Origin of the sequence: Flavobacterium anhuiense (genome assembly GCF_900101855.1) — a bacterium.
In the GTDB taxonomy this organism is placed as follows: domain Bacteria; phylum Bacteroidota; class Bacteroidia; order Flavobacteriales; family Flavobacteriaceae; genus Flavobacterium; species Flavobacterium anhuiense.
In genome coordinates, this window is sequence record NZ_FMVC01000004.1 from 444111 (window position 1) to 466646 (window position 22536).

Annotated in this window: 25 protein-coding genes; 13 read left to right on the plus strand and 12 right to left on the minus strand. The window is 33.7% G+C overall.

What is annotated here, in order from left to right:
* Nucleotides 1–11 precede the first annotated feature (11 nt).
* Both BLP44_RS13025 and BLP44_RS13030 read left to right on the plus strand, forming a co-directional pair.
* Nucleotides 12–1091 (plus strand): HlyD family secretion protein, encoded by a 1080-nt coding sequence (locus BLP44_RS13025; RefSeq protein ID WP_008468231.1) that lies wholly within the window; start codon nucleotides 12–14, stop codon nucleotides 1089–1091.
* Between the two features lie 5 nt (nucleotides 1092–1096).
* Nucleotides 1097–2683: an MDR family MFS transporter gene (locus tag BLP44_RS13030; RefSeq protein ID WP_091133511.1), complete on the plus strand. Its 1587-nt coding sequence runs from the start codon at nucleotides 1097–1099 to the stop codon at nucleotides 2681–2683.
* Nucleotides 2684–2917: 234 nt separating this feature from the next.
* Here BLP44_RS13030 and yaaA read toward each other — a convergent pair whose 3' ends face one another.
* Nucleotides 2918–3676 carry a peroxide stress protein YaaA gene (gene yaaA / locus BLP44_RS13035; protein ID WP_091133513.1) on the minus strand — a complete coding sequence of 253 codons (759 nt, stop codon included), beginning with the start codon at nucleotides 3674–3676 and terminating at the stop codon, nucleotides 2918–2920.
* A 392-nt stretch (nucleotides 3677–4068) separates the two neighbouring features.
* On the opposite strand from yaaA, the gene BLP44_RS13040 reads away from it, so the two are divergent.
* A complete protein-coding gene (locus tag BLP44_RS13040; RefSeq protein ID WP_091133729.1) occupies nucleotides 4069–5511 on the plus strand; it encodes a CCA tRNA nucleotidyltransferase in 1443 nt (480 codons plus the stop codon).
* 15 nt (nucleotides 5512–5526) lie between these two features.
* Nucleotides 5527–6552, plus strand: a complete 1026-nt coding sequence (locus tag BLP44_RS13045) for a COX15/CtaA family protein (protein WP_008468227.1) — start codon at nucleotides 5527–5529, stop codon at nucleotides 6550–6552.
* 263 nt (nucleotides 6553–6815) lie between these two features.
* Here the strand turns inward: BLP44_RS13045 and BLP44_RS13050 are convergent, their stop codons facing one another.
* From BLP44_RS13050 to BLP44_RS13090, 9 genes are all read right to left on the minus strand, one after another.
* On the minus strand, nucleotides 6816–7583 hold the full coding sequence (locus tag BLP44_RS13050; protein WP_008468226.1) for a LytR/AlgR family response regulator transcription factor: 768 nt from the start codon (nucleotides 7581–7583) through the stop codon (nucleotides 6816–6818).
* A 239-nt stretch (nucleotides 7584–7822) separates the two neighbouring features.
* Entirely contained in the window at nucleotides 7823–8203 is a 381-nt protein-coding gene (locus tag BLP44_RS13055; RefSeq protein WP_008468224.1) for a 2TM domain-containing protein, read from the minus strand.
* A gap of 13 nt (nucleotides 8204–8216) precedes the next feature.
* Nucleotides 8217–8534 (minus strand): 2TM domain-containing protein, encoded by a 318-nt coding sequence (locus tag BLP44_RS13060; RefSeq protein WP_008468222.1) that lies wholly within the window; start codon nucleotides 8532–8534, stop codon nucleotides 8217–8219.
* Nucleotides 8525–8851, minus strand: a complete 327-nt coding sequence (locus BLP44_RS13065; protein ID WP_008468220.1) for a 2TM domain-containing protein — start codon at nucleotides 8849–8851, stop codon at nucleotides 8525–8527. The genes BLP44_RS13060 and BLP44_RS13065 overlap by 10 nt, the downstream gene beginning before the upstream one ends.
* Before the next feature lie 2 nt (nucleotides 8852–8853).
* Nucleotides 8854–9156, minus strand: a complete 303-nt coding sequence (locus BLP44_RS13070; RefSeq protein ID WP_091133515.1) for a 2TM domain-containing protein — start codon at nucleotides 9154–9156, stop codon at nucleotides 8854–8856.
* Nucleotides 9156–10493 (minus strand): 2TM domain-containing protein, encoded by a 1338-nt coding sequence (locus BLP44_RS13075; protein WP_091133731.1) that lies wholly within the window; start codon nucleotides 10491–10493, stop codon nucleotides 9156–9158. The genes BLP44_RS13070 and BLP44_RS13075 overlap by 1 nt, the downstream gene beginning before the upstream one ends.
* A gap of 21 nt (nucleotides 10494–10514) precedes the next feature.
* Entirely contained in the window at nucleotides 10515–11135 is a 621-nt protein-coding gene (locus BLP44_RS13080; protein WP_091133517.1) for a hypothetical protein, read from the minus strand.
* Nucleotides 11136–11185: 50 nt separating this feature from the next.
* Entirely contained in the window at nucleotides 11186–11593 is a 408-nt protein-coding gene (locus tag BLP44_RS13085; protein ID WP_170830238.1) for a DUF2141 domain-containing protein, read from the minus strand.
* Nucleotides 11594–11964: 371 nt separating this feature from the next.
* Nucleotides 11965–14130 (minus strand): TonB-dependent receptor, encoded by a 2166-nt coding sequence (locus BLP44_RS13090; protein ID WP_091133521.1) that lies wholly within the window; start codon nucleotides 14128–14130, stop codon nucleotides 11965–11967.
* Nucleotides 14131–14271: 141 nt separating this feature from the next.
* On the opposite strand from BLP44_RS13090, the gene BLP44_RS13095 reads away from it, so the two are divergent.
* The 9 genes from BLP44_RS13095 to BLP44_RS13135 all read left to right on the plus strand — a co-directional run bounded on the left by BLP44_RS13095 (nucleotide 14272) and on the right by BLP44_RS13135 (nucleotide 20936).
* Entirely contained in the window at nucleotides 14272–14730 is a 459-nt protein-coding gene (locus BLP44_RS13095; protein ID WP_008468214.1) for a DinB family protein, read from the plus strand.
* Between the two features lie 161 nt (nucleotides 14731–14891).
* On the plus strand, nucleotides 14892–15350 hold the full coding sequence (locus BLP44_RS13100; protein ID WP_091133732.1) for a YciI family protein: 459 nt from the start codon (nucleotides 14892–14894) through the stop codon (nucleotides 15348–15350).
* Between the two features lie 3 nt (nucleotides 15351–15353).
* Nucleotides 15354–15929 (plus strand): sugar O-acetyltransferase, encoded by a 576-nt coding sequence (locus BLP44_RS13105; protein ID WP_091133523.1) that lies wholly within the window; start codon nucleotides 15354–15356, stop codon nucleotides 15927–15929.
* Nucleotides 15929–16318, plus strand: a complete 390-nt coding sequence (gloA2, locus tag BLP44_RS13110; protein ID WP_091133525.1) for an SMU1112c/YaeR family gloxylase I-like metalloprotein — start codon at nucleotides 15929–15931, stop codon at nucleotides 16316–16318. The genes BLP44_RS13105 and gloA2 overlap by 1 nt, the downstream gene beginning before the upstream one ends.
* Before the next feature lie 342 nt (nucleotides 16319–16660).
* The gene (locus tag BLP44_RS13115) at nucleotides 16661–17941 is read left to right on the plus strand and encodes a chloride channel protein (RefSeq protein ID WP_091133527.1); all 1281 of its coding nucleotides are present in this window, start codon (nucleotides 16661–16663) and stop codon (nucleotides 17939–17941) included.
* Between the two features lie 84 nt (nucleotides 17942–18025).
* Nucleotides 18026–18625: an HPP family protein gene (locus BLP44_RS13120; RefSeq protein WP_066033833.1), complete on the plus strand. Its 600-nt coding sequence runs from the start codon at nucleotides 18026–18028 to the stop codon at nucleotides 18623–18625.
* A gap of 192 nt (nucleotides 18626–18817) precedes the next feature.
* Nucleotides 18818–19360, plus strand: coding sequence for an IS1096 element passenger TnpR family protein (locus tag BLP44_RS13125; RefSeq protein WP_008468204.1), 543 nt, complete (start codon nucleotides 18818–18820; stop codon nucleotides 19358–19360).
* 114 nt (nucleotides 19361–19474) lie between these two features.
* A complete protein-coding gene (locus tag BLP44_RS13130) occupies nucleotides 19475–19834 on the plus strand; it encodes a four helix bundle protein (RefSeq protein ID WP_091133530.1) in 360 nt (119 codons plus the stop codon).
* A 43-nt stretch (nucleotides 19835–19877) separates the two neighbouring features.
* Complete coding sequence (locus BLP44_RS13135) at nucleotides 19878–20936, plus strand: nucleoid-associated protein (protein WP_008468195.1); 1059 nt, start codon at nucleotides 19878–19880, stop codon at nucleotides 20934–20936.
* A 91-nt stretch (nucleotides 20937–21027) separates the two neighbouring features.
* Here BLP44_RS13135 and BLP44_RS13140 read toward each other — a convergent pair whose 3' ends face one another.
* A complete protein-coding gene (locus BLP44_RS13140; RefSeq protein ID WP_091133532.1) occupies nucleotides 21028–21609 on the minus strand; it encodes a TetR/AcrR family transcriptional regulator in 582 nt (193 codons plus the stop codon).
* Nucleotides 21610–21678: 69 nt separating this feature from the next.
* Nucleotides 21679–22431 carry a glucose 1-dehydrogenase gene (locus BLP44_RS13145; protein WP_091133534.1) on the minus strand — a complete coding sequence of 251 codons (753 nt, stop codon included), beginning with the start codon at nucleotides 22429–22431 and terminating at the stop codon, nucleotides 21679–21681.
* Nucleotides 22432–22536: the final 105 nt, after the last annotated feature.

Sequence of the window (22536 nt, forward strand, 5' to 3'; positions counted from 1 at the left end):
CGATAGCTCTCATGGAAAAGAAAAAAACAAATAAAAAATTCATCATCATACTTGCAGTTCTGATTTTAGGAGGCGGAACTTACGGAATATCTAAATACCTACACGGACAAGCTCACGAAGAAACAGATGATGCTCAGATTGAGAAAAGAATGAACCCGATTATCCCAAGAGTTTCAGGATATATCAGCAAAGTTTATGTGAAAGATAATGATTATGTAAAAAAAGGAGATACTTTATTTACAATCGACAAGAGAGATTATCAATTAAAGATTGACGAAGCTAATGCTGCATTGTTAGCCGCTGAAGGACAATACGAAGCTGCAAAAGCAGATATCGGAAGTGCAAATGCAAGCATCTCAGTTTCTGATGCTCAAATGAGATCTGCAACAGGTTCTATTGAAAGTGCCAAAATTAGATTGAGACAGCTTACAAATGATTATAACCGTTACAATAACTTGTACAAAACACATACAATTACAAAACAGCAATACGAGCAAGCGTTAACTGCAAAAGAAGAAGCTGAAAACCAAGTGCGTGTTTTAGAACAACAACAAAGAGCTAGTTCTTACCAAAAATCGGTTATTCAGTCAAAATCTAAAGTTTCTGACAAACAAACAGAAGTTGCAGCAGCAAACATCAAAAAAGCAAAAACAATGCTTGATGTGGCTCATTTAAACCTTTCTTATACTGTAGTAACAGCTGCAATTGATGGTCAAGTTTCTAAAGTTGATATTCAGCCAGGACAATTGGTTCAGCCAGGACAATCTTTATTCTACATTATTAACAATAATGAGGCTTGGGTTGTAGCTAACTTCAAAGAAACACAATTGAACAAAATGGTTGTGGGGCAAAAAGTAAGCTTAAAAGTAGATGCTTATCCGAACTATGAGTTTAAAGGAACTGTATCTTCTTTCTCTCCTGCAACAGGATCTCGTTTTTCATTATTGCCTCCTGATAATGCAACAGGAAACTTCGTAAAAACAATTCAAAGATTACCAGTAAAAATTACCATAGACGAATCTAACGATCCTGAAAAAGTAAAACTTTTAAGACCAGGGATGAACGTTGACGTAGATGTACATTTGAAATAAAATAAATGGCAACAGCAGTACAAGACGACGATTTAGTAGAATACGGTTTCAGACGTGTTATCATTACGATTACAGCAGTACTTTGTGCACTGTTGGAAATCGTTGATACGACGATTGTAAACGTAGCGCTTACAGACATGCGCGGAAGTCTTGGTGCTACCTTGACCGATGTCGCATGGGTAATTACAGCATACGCAATTGCGAATGTTATTGTAATTCCGATGACGAGCTGGCTATCGCAGCAATTTGGAAGACGTAATTATTTTGTGGCTTCCATTATAATATTTACAGTCTGCTCTTTTTTGTGTGGTAATGCCACCAATATTTGGGAACTAGTCGCTTTCCGTTTCGTACAAGGTATGGGCGGTGGAGCATTACTTGTAACAGCCCAAACGATTATTACAGAAAGTTATCCCGTAGCAAAACGTGGAATGGCGCAGGCTATTTACGGAATGGGAGTAATTGTTGGTCCAACTCTTGGTCCGCCATTGGGAGGATATTTAGTAGATAATTATTCTTGGCCTTATATTTTCTATATCAATATTCCGTTGGGAATTATTGCTACGATTTTAGCTTTAACTTTTGTTAGAAGTCCGAAATATGGAGAAAAATTAAAATCCAATCAGGTTGACTGGTGGGGAATTATTTTACTGAGTGCCTTTATCGGCTCTTTACAGTTCGTACTAGAACACGGACAGCAAGATGACTGGTTTAATGATTCAACAATTGTAGCCTTAAGTGTTGTTACTGTTCTAGGATTGGTTCTTTTTATTTGGAGAGAGCTTACTTACGAGTATCCGATTGTAAATCTTAGTGTTCTAAAAGATGGGAATCTTAGAATTGGAACTGTAATGTGTTTCATTCTTGGTTTCGGATTATATGGTTCTACTTTAATTATCCCAATTTACACGCAATCAATTTTAGGATGGACCGCTACAGATGCGGGGTTGTTGTTGATTCCAGGATCTATCACCACAGCGCTTATGATGCCATTTGTAGGTAACATGATTCAGAAAGGTGTTCCGCAGGGATACATGGTTGGAGTTGGATTTTTAATTTTCTTCTTCTTCACTTTCATGATGTATAGCCGCATGACACCAGATACTGGAGTTGAGCATATGTACTGGCCTTTAATTTTGAGAGGAATTGGTTTAGGATTGCTTTTCGTTCCTATAACAACGCTTTCGCTTTCTACATTAAAAGGAAAACAAATTGGTGAAGGAGCTGCTTTTACTGGAATGATGCGTCAATTAGGTGGATCTTTTGGTATTGCGATTATTACTACTTTCATTACCCGTTTCAGCCAGTCGCATAGAGTAGATTTAATTAATAATCTAGACCCTGCCAAATTTGACGTGCAGCAGCGTATTGCAGGAATGCAGCACGCCTTTATGGCAAAAGGATATAGTGCGGATGTTGCTTTGAAAAAAGCATATCAGGCAATAGAACTTTCAGTTATGAAGCAAAGCACCGTAATGGCTTATATGGATATTTTCCTTTACCTAGGAATTATGTTTTTATGTTGCATACCGATTATTCTCTTTATCAAAAAAGGGAAGAACAAAATTAGTGCAGCCGACGCAATGCATTAATAATAATAATTTTATAATACGCAGAAACGCCGAATTCATCATTTAGAATTCGGCGTTTATTTTTTTAGTTTAACTGCAAAGTGCGCAAAGAATTTTAATTCTGAGAATCTTTAAAAACGCAAAGTTCGCAAAGCTTTGTGATAAAAACTTTGCGAACTTTGCGAAAACCTTGCGTCCTTGCGGTTAAAAAAACTCAGAATCTTAGTATCTCAGAATCTTAGCAACTTTAAAAAATCATCTTGTAAAAACCAAGTGATTTCCTTTAGAAAGATTCGCATCAAACTGATATCCTTCGTAATTAAAACCTTTTAAGTCCTCTATAGTTTCTGCATTAGTGTCAATAATATAACGCACCATCATACCTCTCGCCTTTTTGGCAAAGAAACTGATCATTTTTAATTTTCCGTCTTTGTAATCTTTAAAGTCTGGAGTAATCACAGGCACTTTTAAAGCTTTTACATCAACAGCAGAAAAATATTCGTTACTAGCTAAATTCACAAACAATTCATCTTTTTTCAATTCTTTGTTTAAGGCTTTAGTTACTGTTGGTTTCCAGAATTCGTGTAGATTTTTAAATTCACCAACTGGCATTTTAGTTCCCATTTCTAAACGATATGCTTGCATTAAATCTAATGGTTTTAAAAGTCCGTAAAGGCCAGATAAAATTCTAAGTTTATCCTGAAGAACATCTAATTTTTCTAACGGAATGGTATAAGCATCCAAACCTGTGTACACATCGCCATCGAAGGTATAAACTGCCGGACGGGCATTTTCAGGTGTGAAAGGTGTTTTCCAATCCTGATTGCGTTTCCAGTTTAAATCGGCTAGTTTGTCTGAAATTGACATTAGCTCTGATAATTCAGATGGCTTTTTTTGTTTTACTACTTTATGAACCACTCTTGCTTCTTTTAAAAATGAAGGTTCTGTATATTGAGATGTTGGCAATTCTTTTTCGAAATTCAATGATTTCGCAGGAGATATAACAATTTTCATGTGTGCTTTTTTCTATGTTTCAAAAATACAAATTGCATTTCTAAAAATAGATTATCATAATTGATTTGTTTTATTGTGGTATATTTTTTCGCCACGAATTACACGAATTTCCACGAATTATTTTTTGCCACAGATTACAGATTAAAAGGATTAAAAAAATCTGTGTGAATCTTTTTAATCTATGGCAGAAAAAAATTACGACCTGCATGAAAGAAAAATTAGTGGAAATTCGTGAAATTCGTGGCAACCCTTTCTCAATTCATAAAAATCGACGCTACAAAATGTGAAATTGTTCAAAAAAGTGAGCTCTAGATTATAATAGGCATTTTCTATGTTGTAAATTTGCATGCATTTTATTTCGATCGAAATTTGAAATGTATTTTTATTCAAAAATGGAATTCGTGGCGATACAAACAAACTATAAAACTGCTTTACAAAACAAAATCTTCGATATCATTTCGAAAGCTTCTCAGGAATTAAATGTTGACTCTTATGTGATAGGAGGATTTGTTCGTGATTTGCTTTTAAAACGAGGTTCTAAAAAAGACATTGATGTAGTTGCTGTTGGAAGCGGCATCGAATTGGCTCTTAAAGTTTCCGATTTACTTCCGAACAAACCAAAAGTTCAGGTTTTTAAAACTTACGGAACTGCTATGCTTCGTTTTGAAGATACAGATATTGAATTTGTTGGCGCCCGAAAAGAATCGTACACTCGCGATAGCCGAAATCCGATTGTGGAAAACGGAACTTTGCAAGACGATCAAAATCGTCGTGATTTTACAATCAACGCATTGGCTTTATCATTGAATTCAACCAATTTCGGAGATCTTTTAGATCCATTCAATGGATTAACAGATTTAGAAAATAAAACAATCAAAACACCATTGGATCCAGATATTACCTATTCTGATGATCCTTTGCGCATGCTGCGTGCGATTCGTTTTGCTACTCAATTGAATTTTGAAATTGAAGAAAATTCATTGAACGCCATCACAAAAAATGCCGAACGCATTAAAATTATTTCTGGCGAAAGAATTGTAGATGAATTGAACAAAATTCTTCTAACAGATAAACCTTCGACAGGATTTTTACTTTTATACAAAACTGGACTTTTAGATTTAATCTTACCTGAATTAACCGCTTTAAATCAGGTAGAAGAAATTGAAGGTCATACACATAAAAACAATTTTTACCATACGCTTGAAGTTGTAGATAACATTTGTCCAAACACAGATGATGTTTGGTTGCGTTGGGCGGCTTTATTGCACGATATTGGAAAAGCGCCGACAAAACGTTTCAGTAAAAAACAAGGTTGGACTTTTCACGGACATGAATTCTTGGGCGGAAAAATGGCAAAAAAAATCTTCGAACGTTTACACATGCCTTTGAACCACAAAATGAAATTTGTTCAAAAAATGGTTATTATGAGTTCGCGTCCGATTGTTTTGGCTCAGGATATTGTGACTGACAGTGCGGTTCGTCGTTTGGTTTTTGATGCTGGTGAAGATGTAGAGAATTTAATGACGTTGTGCGAAGCGGATATCACAACCAAAAATCCTTCAAAATTCAAGAAATATCATAAAAATTTCGAAATCGTTCGCAAGAAGATCGTTGAAGTAGAAGAACGAGATCATGTACGTAATTTTCAGCCGCCAATTACTGGAGAAGAAATTATGGAAATATTCGATCTAAAACCTTCAAGAGAAATCGGAATTTTGAAAGAAGCGGTAAAAGAAGCAATTCTTGAAGGCGATATTCCAAATGAATATCAGGCGGCTTATGATTTTGTGATTAAAAGAGCTGCCAAACTAGGCTTAAAAAAAGTTGAGAAATAAGTATTATTTAATAAAATGAAAAAAGAGAATAAATCAGTAATCATTTGGTTACTATCGGGCTGTGTTTTATTGTTTTTAATGGTCGTTGTGGGCGGTATCACGCGTTTGACCAATTCAGGTTTATCTATGACCGACTGGCATTTGGTAACCGACACCTTTCCGCCTTTAACAGAAGCCAAATGGCAGGCTGCTTTTGATGAATATAAAAAGTTCCCTGAATATCAAAAAATCAATATTCACAACGATTTTCAATTAGCCGATTATAAGTTCATTTATTTCTGGGAATGGTTTCACCGTTTCATCGGACGTATTATTGGTTTGGTTTTCTTTGTGCCGTTTGTTTACTTTTTAGCAAAAAAGAAATTAGATACACCAACCATTAAAAAATGCATCGTTCTTTTAGCAATGGGAGCTTTCCAAGGATTCTTAGGATGGTTTATGGTAAGAAGCGGATTAATTGACAATCCAGATGTAAGCCACTTCAGGCTTTCATTACACTTAACTTTTGCTTTCATTACTTTCGCATACACACTTTGGGTTGCGCTAGATTTAATTTATCCTGAAAGAAATATCAATAAGATTTTACCTTTAAGAAATATTGCTCGTTATGCTTTAGTCGCTTTATTAATCCAAATTATTTACGGCGGATTTGTGGCAGGTTTAAACGCAGGATTAATTCACAATCACTGGCCTTTAATGAGCGACGGAGAATTTATTCACGAATCGGTTTTTATTGAACAGTCTTCTTTAATAAAAAATTTAATTGAAGGAAAAAGCGGGGTTCAGTTTGTACACAGAACTTTTGCTTATGTTGTAGTTGCGATTATTCTTTTCCTTTTCTTTAAAAGCAAAAAATATACGCTTACGCATACTCAAGCAAACGGAATCAAAACTTTAGTGGTTTTTGTTTTCATTCAGTTCTTGCTTGGCGTTTTTACTTTATTATATAGTGTTCCTTTGGCTTTAGGATTAATTCACCAAATTATGGCGTTTTTCCTTTTAAGTGCTATGACATATACATTACACCGTTTGAGCAAATAAAACGGAACATATTAAAACATAAAAAAGGCTGTCTCAAAAGGACAGCTTTTTTTATAAGCTTCAGAGAAGCGAAATATTTATAGAAAAAGATAAATCTTTACAATATAAAAAGCTCCGGAGGAGCGACATATTCTTTTAGTCTTAATATATGCCGCTCCTCCGGAGCTTTTTATTTTGTTTTATTATAATTCTATAAATCTTGCACCCCGCTGGGGTTTTACTGAATTAAAATCTGCTTATTTTCTACTTTTAAAAATATAATTTTATCCCAACCAAGCTTTAAAATCCTGCACTTTTTCTCGGCTTACAATTACCTCATCATCTTTGTAACTTGGCAAAATCACTTTTAATCGTGAATTGGTATACACTTGAATTTCTTTGATTGCTTTTAGCGGAACAATAAATTTTCTGCTTACGCGAAAGAAATCCTTTTTGTCTAGTTCTTGTTCTAAAATCTCCAAAGTCGAATCGATCAGATAGTCACGATTGTCATAGGTATGAATGTACGTTCCTTTATTTTCACTGAAAAAACATTCAATTTCTTCAGTTGTAATTACTTTTAAATGCTGTCCTATTTTAACTGTAAATCTCTTTTTATATGTTTTCTCAAAAGGATTAGATAACATTTGGCGAATCTGCTCAAAATCAAGCTGAAGATTTGAAGATTCAGTAGCTGCTTTCGGAAGACGCGATTTGAATTTTGAAACCGCAGTTTCCAAATCATCTTCGTCAATTGGCTTTAGGAGATAATCGATGCTGTTCAATTTGAAAGCTTTTAATGCATATTCATCATAAGCCGTTGTAAAAATGATAGCGCTTTTAATGTCTATTTTTTCAAAGATTTCAAACGATAAACCATCTGACAACTGGATATCCAAAAAAATCAAATCGGGATGCGGATTATTTTCAAACCATTGAACCGATTCTTCAACTGAGTGAAGCATCGTTTCTACGGTTACGTCTAGCTTTTCAAGTTTTCTCTGCAACAGTCTTGCAGCTGGTTTTTCGTCTTCTATAATTAATGTAATCATTTACTATATTGTAAAAAAGTGAAAAATGTTAATCCGTTGAATAAAATTATTTTAAACACATAGAAACATAGTTTTATAGGAATCTACTACAGGCGTTTCACTTAGAATATTACACATAGAATTATGTGTTAAAGCTTGCTTTTTTTACTCTTAAACACAAGCAATAAAAATCTATGTTTCTATGTGTTAAAATTAAATTTGCTTGCTTTCACCAAACAAGGCAAAATATACATTCAAAGTTACTCCCATTTATTTTTATTTGCAGCATCTTTTTCCATGTATTTCTGGATTTTTCTTTTTTCCCAATCTGATCCAAAAAACCAATCAGTCCCGAAAACAGATAACGCGTGTGCTAATAGACCAATTCCCCAGAAAAATGCAGTCGAATAAGTATGCCATTCTGTTAAACCACTAAAATCCATTCCTTCGTTAAAATTATCGCGAGTCAAACTTGATACAATGATGATAATATTTACAATAAGGAAAATTTTCAAATGTGAGTAAAACCTTTTAAGTCTTTTTACTCTTCTATAAGCTGCATTATAATTTTCATCGTCTGTATATTCTCCAAAATGCTGTCTTGCGTAATCTTCGTACATTTCTCTTCTAAAACGTCCCATAACTATGTTTTAATTATTTCCACTTGTTTTTATTCTGTTTTTCCTTCTCCATAAATTCTTTGATTTTTCTTTCTTCCCATTCCTTGCCCATTCCTGGAAAAACCTCAAAAACTTTTAGTCCGTGAAAAACAACTCCTACTCCCCACCATAACAATGGCCAGAAAAACCATAAGTATTGAGGCGATGTATATAAATTGATAAAGATTAAAATAGCGTTTACTAAAATGTATGCTAGAAGATTTCCGTAAAACCCTTTAATGCTTTCAACTTTCTTTTTGGCTTGGATATATTTTTCCTCGTCGCTTAAATTCCTTTCCATAATTATTCCCATTTTTGTTTTTTATACTTTTTTTCTAAAATGCTTCTTAGTTTTCGCTCTTCCCATTCTTGTCCAAAAATCTTGTAAGAAGCAAACAAATCGATTGCAGAACCTACAATTACAGCGGTCCAAATAATTACAATTACCCAATTTATGTATTTAATCGGAAAAAATTGCAATGGCAGATTGGTGTATTCCTTTAAAAGAAAAACTATCAATACAATGGTGTAAAAGAACAAATGCTTGTAAAAAGATTTCAGCTGAATTACTTTTTTACTGGCTAATTCTTGCAGCATTACTTCTTCCTGATCGTTATTCAAATTTTCCATGATTATTTTTCTAAACGTTGCTGGTTTTCTTTTTCTAGAATTTCTCTGATTTTTTTCTCTTCCCATTTCTTATTGAAAAAAGGCGGCAGACTAAAAACTTTTAATCCGTGTAAAATAATTGCGACCCCCCAACCCAAAACAGACCATATAAACCATAAGTATTCTGGACAAGTCATTAAGTTAACCACAATTGCTATTGGGTTGCACAAAACATAAACAGTCAAATGTTCGTAAAACCCTCTTATTTCTTTTACCTTTTTTTGAGCTTCATAATAGCGGTCTGCTTCTGTGAAATCTTTTTCCATTATTTCCACGTCTTTTGTCTGTTATCTTTCTCTAAAATCTCACGAATTTTTCTTTCTTCCCAATCAGAGCTATATCCAAAAACTTTAAAAGCATGCATGGCAACTCCAAATCCCCAGCCTAAAGCAGAAAACCAAAACCATTGAAATCCTGGCGAAAATTTTAGATTAATAAAAATCAAGAACGGAATCACACAACAATATGAAATTATATTTCCGTAAAATCCTTTTAGTTCTTCTACTCGTTTTTTGGCTCTATAATAAGCTTTTGCTTCATCCGTATATTCTGCACTCATTTCCATAACGGCAATTTGTTTGGTTAAAATTGGAATTCTAACGGTGAAATTCTTTCCATCTTCCTCAATCTTCACTTTTCTATCTGTTATAATTCCGTATCTGTTTACAATATTCTGCAGTCCTACACCTTGTCTATCCTGCAAGACTTCTTTTTTCTGAAGATCATTCTGAATAGCCAGATAATCTTTATCAATAAAAATTCTAATATGAAGTGGTTTCTGCTCGCTTACTACATTGTGCTTTACGGTGTTCTCCAATAAAAGCTGTAAAGAAAGTGGCACCACTTTGGCTTCCGGATTAATGTTTTCTGTTGGCAGTTCGTAAAACAAACTATTCTCGAAACGCATTTTCAGCAGATTCATATAGGTTTTTGCAAATGACAATTCGTCTTCAACCGAAACCAATTCTTTGTCTTTCTGTTCTAAAACATATCTGTAAATTTTAGAAAGAGAGGTTGTAAAACGCTGCGCATTATCTGGATTTTCTTCTATTAAAGAACTAAGAACATTCAAGCTGTTAAAAAGAAAATGCGGATCGATCTGATTTTTTAAGCTTTCGAATTTGGCATTTGCCGTTCCAGCAATAATTTTCTGTTGTGTTACTTTATTTTCCTGATAGAGTTTATAAAAATTAAGTCCATGAAAAAACAAAAGCACAATAAAGGTCATTACTGCAGATTCGATATAATTTTCTGCCCTTTCATTGGCAAGAAAACCTATAATCGTTTTATTCTCGATTATTACGCTTGTAAACAAACGCAATACTCCAATTATAATCATCGAAACTAAAAATGAACTTACAAAACCAATGAATATTCTCTTTATGGAATATGGATTTTCTCTGAAAACCCTATCTAAAAAATCAAAAAGAACAACGTTTACGATATACAAAACCACACTGTAAAGCATGCAGTACAAGAAATAAATGTAAAGATTCTTGGTAAAAACTGCAGTTCCTAAAGAAGCAAACCGAATTAGAAAAGAGAATAAAAATACTATTCCTCCAACTAAGCATGCTTTTAACAAATTAGGTTTTAATATCATCATATTTTATAAACTAGTGAATTATTTACAAGTTTTCTGAATTTCTAATGCTCTATCCAATCCCCATTTTGGAGAATAAGGTGTTGCTGGTTTAAAAGTATTAAAAAGTTCAATAGATTTATCAACTTGCGCGCATAAAGGTTTAGTGTCAACGCCTGTCCATTTTGCTCCTCCTATTTGATAATCTGCTTCGCCAAAAACCGCTCTTGGATTATTTGGATCTAATGCTTTAGCTTTCGCGTAAGCTTCCATCACTTTAGCAGAATATTTCATTCCGTTTGTCATTGGGTCTGCCACAACATAACCTGTATAAATTAAAGCTTGCATTACATACAATTCTGAATTGGCTTGGTCTTTTATTAATTCAATATCTAAGGCATCTTGCGCTTTTGTCAATAGCAAATCGATTTTTGTTTTATCTTTTTCAGTAAAAACAGCTGTTGCATTGATTAAAGCTACATAATAATTTGGCAAGTAACTGTTTTTTTCAGCCGCAGCAATTCTTTCAAATAATGCAGAAGCTTCAGCATTTTTTCCTTCTTTCCAAAGTCCGAAAGCTTTGTTCATTCCTTGCTCAAATTGTGTTTGAGCTGAACTTATTACTACTATAAAAAGTGCTGCTAAAGTGATGATTTTTTTCATTTTATAAGTTATTTAATGGTTTTGTTTATATGGATTAGTTATTTGTCTATTTAGAATACAATTTCAACTTTTGAATCTTTGCTGATATTAAATTTAGCATCTTGATATGACGGAGGTCCCATAAATCCTTTTGCGTTGTTTGAAGCTGCATACTCTTCAGATGGAATTCCCATTGCGTTTCTGTCAAGCTTTCCATTGCTATTTTCATCATGATAAGTAGAAATTGCATATTCTCCCGCTGGAAGATTATCGAAAGTTACAACCGCTTTGTTGTTTTTAATTTCCGAAGCCAGACTTTTGTAAGTTGTTTTAAGAAATGTTCCGTCTGAATTGTATAATCCTACTTTAACCATTCCTGTGTCGTTTTTTAATCCAGAAACAGTCACAGTTAATTTCGCATTTTGAGCAGACATTAAGCTGCAGATAAATAAGATCGTTATTGTAATAATTTTGGTCATGATTTCTTTTTTTTTAAAGTTTCTAAGTTACTAAGGTTCTGAGATTCTAAGTTTTTTTTGTTGATGATTAAAACTCTTTTTTTAAGGTTCAGAGGAACAAAGTGGCAAAGTGGCAAAGGTTTCTTTTTTTTACTTATGTAAGATTCAGAACCTTAAACCTTTGCCACTTTGTTTCTTTGTTCCTTTTAATTTACACTTCAAAAGTATGCTGGTTTTTAGTCTTTTAAAATTAAATGATACTGAGTTGTTGATTTTGGTTACTGAATTGTTTTTTTTAAAGTGACAAAGGTTCAGAGGGACAAAGTAACAAAGGTTTCTCGCATAAACTCTTTTAAAAGCTTTGTCACTTTGTTACTTTGTCACTTTGCTACTTATAAGTTTTTCAACTGATTCTCATTTTTATTCTGGCTAATCGTCCAGAAGAAACCTATGAAGAAGAATCTGTCTGCTGTTGGCACTACGGCTTGTCTTTGATATACTCCGCTTGCGTCTGGTGTTTTGGCGTAATCGTATCCGAAAATATTTTGAGTTCCTAAAACATTCGAAACTGAGAAATAAAGGATTTTTTGTGTTGTTAATAAATACGCCCAGCTAAAACTTAAACTATTATATGATTTTGTTTTTCCGTTCATAAATTGCGTCTGGTTCGGATCATTGTACGGACGTCCTGAGCTGAAACTGTTTGTTAAACTCGCCTGAGATTTCCAGTCTGTAATAAAATATTTTGCAACTACAGATAAATTATGGTTGGCAATAAAACTTGGAGTTGCCATGTTTGGAAAGTTTTTATACTGTCTTTCCGAATCTATATACGAATATGAAATCCAATATTCTAAGTTTTTATACAAATTGCTGTCTCTCCAAAATAAATCCAATCCTTTTGCATAACCCGATCCGTTATTATTGAAGACCGAATTGTACTGAATATCTCTCGTGTCGTACTGCACCAAATTGCTGTAATCTTTGTAGTAAGCTTCTGCTCTCAATGTTTGCCCTGGTCTTGTAAACGTATAATTTAAAATGTAATGTCTTGCTTTCTCACTTTCAAACTGATGGTATTTAGAAAATTTAATATAATCTACAACTGGCGTTTGAGAATAATCTCCGTAAGCAAAAGAGAATTGACTGCTTTTTGAAGCTTTATAACCTAATGAAGCTCTTGGCGCAATATTATTTTCGTTTAAAAGACTGTTGTTTGAATATCTCAAACCGACTTTCAAAGCTAATTTTTTAGAAAACATAATATCGCCTTCAGTGTAAGCTGCAAAAATGTTAGAATCGTAACCATTTGTAACATCAAGAGCGACATTATCTGCTACATTTTCGTCATATTTTGTAATGAAATAATCAGATCCGAAAGACAATTTAAAATAGTTTGAAAATTTCTTGCTAAATTTCAATTTCAGTTGCGCTGCATTTTCTTGGCTATTTACTCCTGTAATATCATATTTCAGTTTGTTTTTGCTGTAACCGTAACTAACTCCAGAAGTAATCTGCCATCCCGTTCCAAAACTTCCTTTGTAAGATGAATTCAAATAGAAGTTATTGTTGTTCATATCGGTTCGAATCGGATTCTCGAAATTGACATTTTTCTGATTTAAATCAAATTTTTCAGAATCAAAAGAAGCATACAGCTTAAATATTCCGTTTGTGAAATTGTATCTATACACTGTCTCTCCTCCAAGTGACTGATAAGGATTGTTCCAATCTACATTTTGAGGAATAACCGCTTGATAAGGTGCTAAATTCACGTACATCATATTTACGCTCAATGAACTTTTTTTGAATTTTTGCGTATTTCCCAAGCTTAAACCAACCGTCATTAATCCGATATCTGTTTTTTCGTGATCTTCTTCATCTTGTGTATTTAGAAGTAAAACACTTGATAAAGCTTCGCCATATTCTGCAGAATACCCTCCAGTAGAAAATGCAATTCCGCTGAACAAGAATGGAGAAAAACGGCTTCTAGTCGGTAAATTATTAGTTGTTGCACCGTAAGGCTGCGCTACACGAATTCCATCTACAAAAGTTTGAGTTTCGCTCGCTTCACCTCCACGCACAAACAAACGTCCGTCTTCGCCAACCGTCTGCGTTCCTGGCAAAGTCTGCAATGCTGCCACAATATTTCCAGCAGAACCTGCTGTGGTCACAATATCTAAAGGTTTTAAAACTGAAACTCTCGCCTTATCTCCAGATTCTAAAGTTCCCGCTGTAATGACAACAGCATCTAGAGCATTAACATTTTCTCTTAATTTTACTGTTTGATCTTTATAATTGGCAACATCAATTTCTTGCTTGTAAGTTTCAAAAAGTAAAAAACTAACCACTAGAAACTTGTTTCCTGTTTCTGTAGTTTCAAAAGAAAAATCTCCAGTCTCAGAACTTGTTGCTCCATCGTAAGTTCCGTCAATGTAAATATTTGCACCTGCAACTGGTTTTCCTTTTTGATCTACAACTTTCCCTGAAATCGTATTTTGAGCAAAAATTAAAGCGGTAAAAAATAAAAAACTAACTGTAAAAAATAATCTGGTTTTCATGTCATCTTTGGTTTTTGATGATGCAAATGTATTTTAACAATTCATGTTAAAAAATATATAATAACCCAATTGTAGATTTTCGAGGATGAGTTGTAAAATACTAATTTGTATCTTAGCTAGGAAAACCAAAATCATTATTTTATGTCAGAAAGTAAACGAATTTCAAATTTATATCAGTCTATTTACAACGGAAATCCTTGGCTTGAAGTTAATTTAGACAATACTTTAAAAAACGTTACGGCTGAACAGGCTTACAGAAAAATAAACCCAAACCTTAATACAATTTGGGAAATTGTAAATCATTTGATTCAATGGAGAAGGAATATTTTACAGCGTATGCAAGGAGAAACAATCATAACTCCAGACCATAATTATTTTGTTCCCGTTATAGATCCTTCTGAGGCTGCTTGGGAACAATCGCTTCAAACGCTTGCAAAATCCCAAGATTCCTGGAATGCTTTTTTTGAAAGTTTTGATGATGAAGATTTAGCGAAAATTTACGTGAATAATGGTCATACTTATTACGAGCACATTCACGGAATTATCCAACATGATGTATATCATTTGGGACAGATTGTTATTTTGAAGAAACTGCTTTAATTATAAAAAAAATTTTCGCACAGTATTGTTATTTTGATGAATGAGAAATCTTCGTTGGTAGCTCGACAAAGATTGACGACTTTCTTTACGGAGTTCCTTGTAAAGATTTTTCCTTCGTCGAAATGACAAAATTGAGACTAATTCTAAAATTAATTGATCAAATGAAGACCTCAATTTTTATTCTAGCATTTTTATTTTTTAATGCCATCGGTTTTTCACAAGAAACCGAAGTGAAATACGATGAAGCTTTAGCTAAATCACTTCACGCCGACGAATACGGAATGAAGAAATATGTTTTTTGTCTTTTGAAATCTGGAAGCAATACAACGGCTTCTAAAGAAGAAACCCAAAAACTCTTTGCAGGCCACATGGAAAATATTGGCAAATTGGCCAAAGAAGGAAAATTGGTTGTAGCTGGACCTTTTATGAAAAATGACCGAAATTATCGTGGAATTTATATCTTTAATGTCGAAACGATAGAAGAAGCCAAAGCCCTTGTTGCCACCGATCCGGCAATAAAAGCCAATTTACTCGAAGCCGAATTAACGCCTTGGTATTGCACCGCTGCTTTGCAGGAAACTGTAAAAATACATGACAAAATTGCCAAGACGAAAATGTAAAATATGAAAACCGAAAAAGAAAAAATGATCTCTGGCGAATATTATAATGCCTTTGATCCAGAATTGGTAAAAGGTCGTCGTGCGGCAAAAAACCTTTTGCATAGCTTAAATGTAAAAGAATACAGAGTTACCAAAAAAGCAAAAGAGATTTTAAAGGAATTAATTCCAAACGCAGGAGCTGGTTTTTATATTGAACCTCCTTTTCACTGTGATTACGGTTACAATATTTTTGCAGGCGAAAATGTTTATTTTAATGTGAACTGTGTGGTTTTGGACTGCGCACCTGTAACAATTGGGTCGAATGTGTTTATCGCGCCAAACGTTCAGATTTATACTGCTTCTCATCCGCTTGACGCTGAATTGAGAAAAACATTAGAAAATGCGTATCCAGTTACAATTGGAGACGATTGTTGGATTGGCGGAAATTCTGTTATTTGTCCAGGTGTGACTATTGGGAAAGGCTGTGTCATTGGTGCTGGCTCTGTCGTTACAAAAGATATTCCAGACAATTCGCTTGCTGTTGGAAATCCTGCAAAAGTTATTCGAAAATTAAATCAAGAACCTGAATCCAAAAAATAATGCTTACCCTTAATAAAGTTCACCATATTGCCATTTTATGTTCCGATTACGAAAAATCGAAATATTTTTATACCCAGATTTTAGGCCTGACTGTAATTAGAGAAATCTATCGCGAAGAACGCCAATCTTATAAATTAGATTTGGCTTTGAATGGTTCTTATGTTGTCGAATTATTTTCTTTTCCGAATCCGCCGAAAAGACCTTCTCGCCCTGAAGCGGTTGGTTTGCGCCATTTGGCTTTTGAAGTAATTAATCTAGAAGAAACGATTGCTTTTTTAACTTCAAAAAATATAGAATCAGAACCGATAAGAATTGATGAAACCACAGAAAAACGTTTCACTTTTATTGCAGATCCTGATTTATTGCCGATTGAGTTTTATGAAAGATAGTTTTTTGCCACAAAGGCGCTAAGACGCAAAGATATTTCGCATTTTTTGTCATTTCGACGAAGGAGAAATCTCCGCGAGAAGCTATACAAAGATTGGCGATTTTGATTGCGGAGTTACTTGTGAAGATTTCTCCTCCGTCGAAATGACAAACTACCTGTTTAGTCTTTGCCTTAAATAAAAAACTTTGGGTCTTAGCGCCTTTGTGGCAAAACCTTAACACGAAAGCTTTTCTTACTAATCCCCATTTTAACACACTAAATTCAAGATTTCCTATAAAAAACCGAATTTGATGCTTAATTTTGTAACCCGCACAAAAAAAGTGCGATTTCAAATTTACTTCTGATGAACAAAACGGCGCAAATCAAAAAAAATCATCAATTAATCAAACTCCGAAAATTAGTTATTGTTTCTATCTTAATTGGCTTCCTTTCTGCTTTTCTCGGAATTTCGCTCAAAAAAATAACTGAATATTACGAAGAGATTTTCTTTCACGAAGTATCAGTTCATCCCATATTTTATATCGTATTTCCAGTTTTCGGTCTGTCGGTAATTTATTTCTTAAGGCAATACCTTTTCAAGAAAAAAGAAAATAAAGGAATCAAGGAAGTTTTTGAAAGCACGGCATCAAAATCTAAAAATCTCCCATCTTATAAAATTCCATCACATTTCATAAACGGATTATTAACCGTTATTTTTGGCGGTTCAACAGGAATCGAAGTTTCTACAGTTGTTGCTACGGCAACTATTGGTTCTGTTGCACACGAAAAAGAAAATGTTTTCCGTCAATACAAAACAGAATTAATTTGTGCAGGAGTTGCAGCCGGAGTTACAGCACTTTTCAGCAGTCCGATTGCGGGCGTTTTATTTGCTTTCGAAGTAATTTCCAGAAAAGTAACACGAGCATTTGTAATTTCGAATTTAATCGCTGTTTCAATTGCTTTTGGTTTATTGACAATTTTAAAAGAAGAGCCTTTATTTGCGGTTTCCATTACAACATGGCATTTAAAAGCAATTCCGTATTTCATTCTTTTAGGAATTTTGGCGGGAATGAATTCGGTTTACCTAACACGCTGCGTTTTATTCTTCAAATCACAATTTGGAAAAATCGATAAGCATTATTATAAAATCATTATTGGTTCTGCAGTATTAAGTATTTCATTATTCTTTTTTCCGCAATTATATGGAGAAGGTTATCACGCCATTAAAGGAATTTTTGGAAATGCACATCAAGCGCAACTGACTATAACTTTAGCTTTGACTTTTATTGGGATTTTAATTTTAAAACCCATAGTTACTTCAATCACATTGGCTTCTGGCGGTGACGGTGGTGTTTTTGCACCAAGTTTATTTATCGGAGCATTTTTAGGTTTGTTACTGGCTTCTATTTTAAATAGCTTTTTCCATGTAAATGTGATTCCCATTAACTTTATGATTATCGGAATGGCTGCTGTTTTGAGTGCCAGTATTCATGCGCCTTTCACAGCGATTTTCTTAGTTTGCGGTTTAACAAACGATTATACTTTGTTTTTCCCAATTCTGGCCGTTTGTTTGATTTCAAAATATACAGCTAAAACAATTTATCCGTACACCGTTTACAGTTATTCTCCAAGCTTAGTTAAATAATTTCAGACTAGTATAATCTGAAGATAAAAAACATACATCAAAGTATATTTAAAAGCATAACGAGTAAAATATAATACCACAATAATGCCAACAGAAAAAATAAAAAGAAGCTATCGCAAAACACGTTACATTCTTTATAAGGAAACTTTAATTGATTATAAAGAACACTTTTGGTCGTTTTTAGGTTCGTTTGTCGGAATCGGGATTTTAGCCTATCTTGAATCTTCACAATTTACAGGCAGTGATGTAGTTTATTTAATTGGCTCTTTTGGTGCATCTAGTGTTTTGATTTACGGAATCATACAAAGTCCGTTTTCACAACCACGAAATTTAATTGGAGGACATCTTATTTCAGCTTTTATTGGTGTCACTGTAAACAAACTAGTGCCAGATATTGTCTGGATAACTGCTCCTCTCGCGGTATCGCTTTCCATTATTTTCATGCAGATTACAAAAACATTACATCCGCCTGGAGGTGCAACAGCTCTAATTGCAGTTACAGGTTCAGCACAAATAAAAGGTTTAGGCTATATGTATGTGATTTCGCCAGTTCTAGTTGGTGTTTTAATTTTATTTGTAATCGCTTTGATTTTTAATAATATTACTCCAAGCAGAAGTTATCCGAGTCATAGTACTTATCACAAACATTATCATAAAATTAGAAAAAGATTGGCGAGAAAGTAAAAGTTTTCGAGTCTCGTTTGTCTCCCTGAGCGGAGTCGAAGGGCACTCCTATTGGAAAAAGGCTTCGATTCCCCTCAGCCAGACAAACTAATTTAAAATCAACTTTCTAAAATCTTTTCAACAAATCGCAATTCGAGATTCGAATTTCGTTTTTTATATTTTACCTTTGACCTCTCAATAAAAACAAAGATTATGGTTTATAAATTTAGAGTTATTCTAGACGCCGAAGAAGATATTTTTAGAGACATTGCAATTCTTGAAGATGATACTCTTGAGGATTTACACAATGCAATCTTCAATGCTTTTGGCTTTGACGGATCAGAAGTGGCTTCATTTTATACTTGTGATGATACATGGAATCAAGAAGATGAAATTCCGCTTTTTGATACAGGAGATGTTCCTGGCGAAATAAGAACCATGAACGATTATCCGTTATCTAGTATTTTAGACAAAGAAAATACAAAGATTATCTACGTTTATGATTTTATCAGCATGTGGACTTTCTTAGTTGAATTGGCTGCTATCGAAGATGAAGCTGTTGGAGCAACTTACCCAGAAACTTTATTCTCTCACGGTGAAATGCCAGACGAAGCTCTTGAAAAAAACTTCGAAGCCGATGACATGCACAATGATATCTACGGAGAATTTGAAGACGATCTAGACGAAGACGATCTTGACATGTTCGAAGGCGATGACAGCTTCGAAGATTATGGATTTGAGGAGAATTGGAATTAGTTCTTGAGTGACAAAGATACAAAGTGACATAGTAACAAAGGTTTCCCTTTAACAGTCAAATATGAATTTGTAAGTTTTTGCTTAACTTTACATTTGAATTTTTAAATGTAAAATATGAAAACTTTTCGCGATCTTTTGATCTGGCAAAAATCCATGAATTTGGTGACTGAGATTTACCAAATAACAAACTCATTTCCAAAAGAAGAAATTTATGGATTATCTTCACAAATTCGAAGAAGTTCAATATCAATACCAAGCAATATTGCCGAAGGATATGGCAGAAATGGGAATACAGAATTACTAAGGTTTTTAAATATTTCTATTTCTTCTTTATTTGAAATGCAGACTCAACTTGAAATTTCATTCAATTTAAAATATATAACCGAGTACCAATTCAGTAAAATAAATGGTGAAAGCAGGGAATTAGAACGAATGTTAAGCGCTTTTATAAAAAAATTAAAAGATTGTAGATAAAACTTTGTCTCTTTGTCACTCTGTCACTCCAAACCTAAAATAAATGATCAACTTATTCAACACCCACATCGACACGCTGTCAATACACCGCGTAGGAAACAAAAGCCGTAACGAAGCGATTTTTTTATCAGAGCAGCCGTTTAATTTAAATGACGAAATTGTGCCGCTGATAAAAGAATTCTTTTTTAAGCCTTTTAGAGAAAAAGAAGAAAACTATTATCAGTTTGCACACGAAGTGGACTTGGACTACAACGACATGTTTAAATATGCAACTGAGATTTTTGCTAACCCTTCAAATGTTCATGAGGTTTCTAAAAACATCACAAAGCATTTATTTGAGCAATCCAATCACCCGCATATTAAGAACGGAGAGGTTTATGTAACATATTTGACCAACTTAAGCATTGATAATAATGTAGTTGATGCAATTGGTATTTTTAAAAGTGAGTTACAGGCAGACTTTTTACAGTTTGAAGAAAAAGGAAGCAACCTTGAAATGATTTTACAGCAAGGAATTAACTTGAGTAAATTGGATAAAGGATGTTTGATTTTCAATTACAAAAAAGAAGAAGGATACAAAATCCTGACTGTAGACAGCAACCGTTATGATGCGCGTTACTGGTTAGAACACTTTTTATCTGTAGATGCTTTTGAAGATGAAAATTTCATCACTAAAAAATATTTAAAATTCTGTCAAAACTTCGCAAAAGACGTGGTATTGCCAGCAGAAGACAAGAAAGAGGAAGTAATGTTTATGAACCGATCTGTGAATTATTTCGCTAAAAACGATCAGTTTGAGGAGCAGAATTTCTTGAATGAAGTACTAGACAATCCTGATTTGATTCCTGAATTTAAAAACTATAAAGTTGATAAAGGAGAAAAATACAGCATCGAAGATGTAACCTCATTCCCTATTGCCAACGCAGCAGTTTCTGACGCTAGAAAATCGATTAAAAACGTAATTAATCTGGATACTCATATTCAAATTAAAATGGATTTCATTAATCCTGAAAGTGCAGAGAAATTTGTTGAAAAAGGCTGGGATGAAGAAAAACAAATGTATTACTACTTAGTTTACTTCAACAAAGAAGAAAAAAGCTAAGAAGTTTTCATTTTCTATTACTTACTTATTTAATACAAAAAACGGCGATTACAAATGTAACCGCCGTTTTTTATTTGATAGATTTTATATTCTAAAATAAAGAAAATATCGCTTTTAAAATATCATCGTAAACTTGTTTGTCTTTTTCTCCGGCTCGAGCCAAAACTCTAATTCCAGAATAATTATTGAAAATAAATCTTGCAAGTGATCTTGCATCTTGTTTCTCTGAAATCTGGCCTAATTTCTGTCCTTTTCTTACAGCATTGCAAAAAACATCTTCTACTACTTTCTGATTATCGTGAACAATTTTTGCGATCTCTGGATCATGCATTGCCAATTCAACTGCAGAATTCACCATAAAACAGCCTTTTGTAATTCGATCTTGAAGACTTTCTATAACCGCTTGCTTGAAAATTTCTGTTAATGCCGTTTTTATATTTTCAGCATTTTCAAAAAGCTCATTAAGACTATCTAAATTTTGCTTTTGATATCGTTTTAATGACTTTACAAAAAGCTTTTGCTTATCTCCAAAAGTATCATACAAACTAGAACGGCTTAATCCTAAATGATTTACCAAATCCTGCGCAGAAGTTCCGTTGTAACCTTTGTGCCAAAAAATCTCAATTGCTTTATCTAAAGCCTGATCTTCATTAAATTCTTTCGTTCTAGCCATGATATTCAAATTAAATTCTTCACAAAGATACAAAAATACGGAACAATCGTTCCTGAATTAGTTAAAAAATTATAGCACTGTATTTACAATAAGCCCACCGTCAACCACAATTTCTGATCCTGTAATAAATGAAGCATCGTCTGAGGCTAAGAAACTAACTGTTTTTGCAACTTCAGCAGATTGTCCAAAACGTTTCAATAAAATCTTTTCTCCTAAAGCAGATCCTAAACCTTCAACTTCTTCTTTTTCTAATCCAACTTTTCCATATAAAGGTGTTTCAATTGGACCAGGAGAAACCGCATTTACTCTAATTTTTCTTGAAGCCAATTCTACAGCAAAAACTTTATTTAAAGATAATACTGCTGCTTTACTCGCTGCATAAACGCTAGAATTTGGCATTCCGACATGAGCATTTACAGAAGTATTAAAGATAATTGAACCTCCGTCATTCAAAATTGGAAGCACTTTTTGAACTGTAAAATAAACTCCTTTTACATTCACATTCATAATACTGTCATAATGGTCTTCTGAAGCTGAATCTACTGGTGCAAAAGCTGCAATTCCCGCATTTAAAAATAAAATATCTACTTTTCCGAATTTTGTTTTTACTTCTTCAACTAAACCGTCAATTGATTTCAAATCAGATTGGTCAGCCACGATCCCTGTAACGTTTAGTTCCTTTTCCGCTTTCGCTAAAGCTTCTCTGTTTCTTCCTGTTACAATTACTTTTGCACCTTTTGCCACTAAATCAGCCGCTGCTGCATATCCAATTCCACTGTTACCGCCTGTTACTATCGCAACTTTGTTTTCTAAATTTTTCATTGTTATTTGTTTTTAAGTTATTGATTATTTAATTATTATGATACAAAGATACAATAACGGAACGATCGTTCCGTTATTGTGTTTGTTAATTTTTTGTTAAAACTA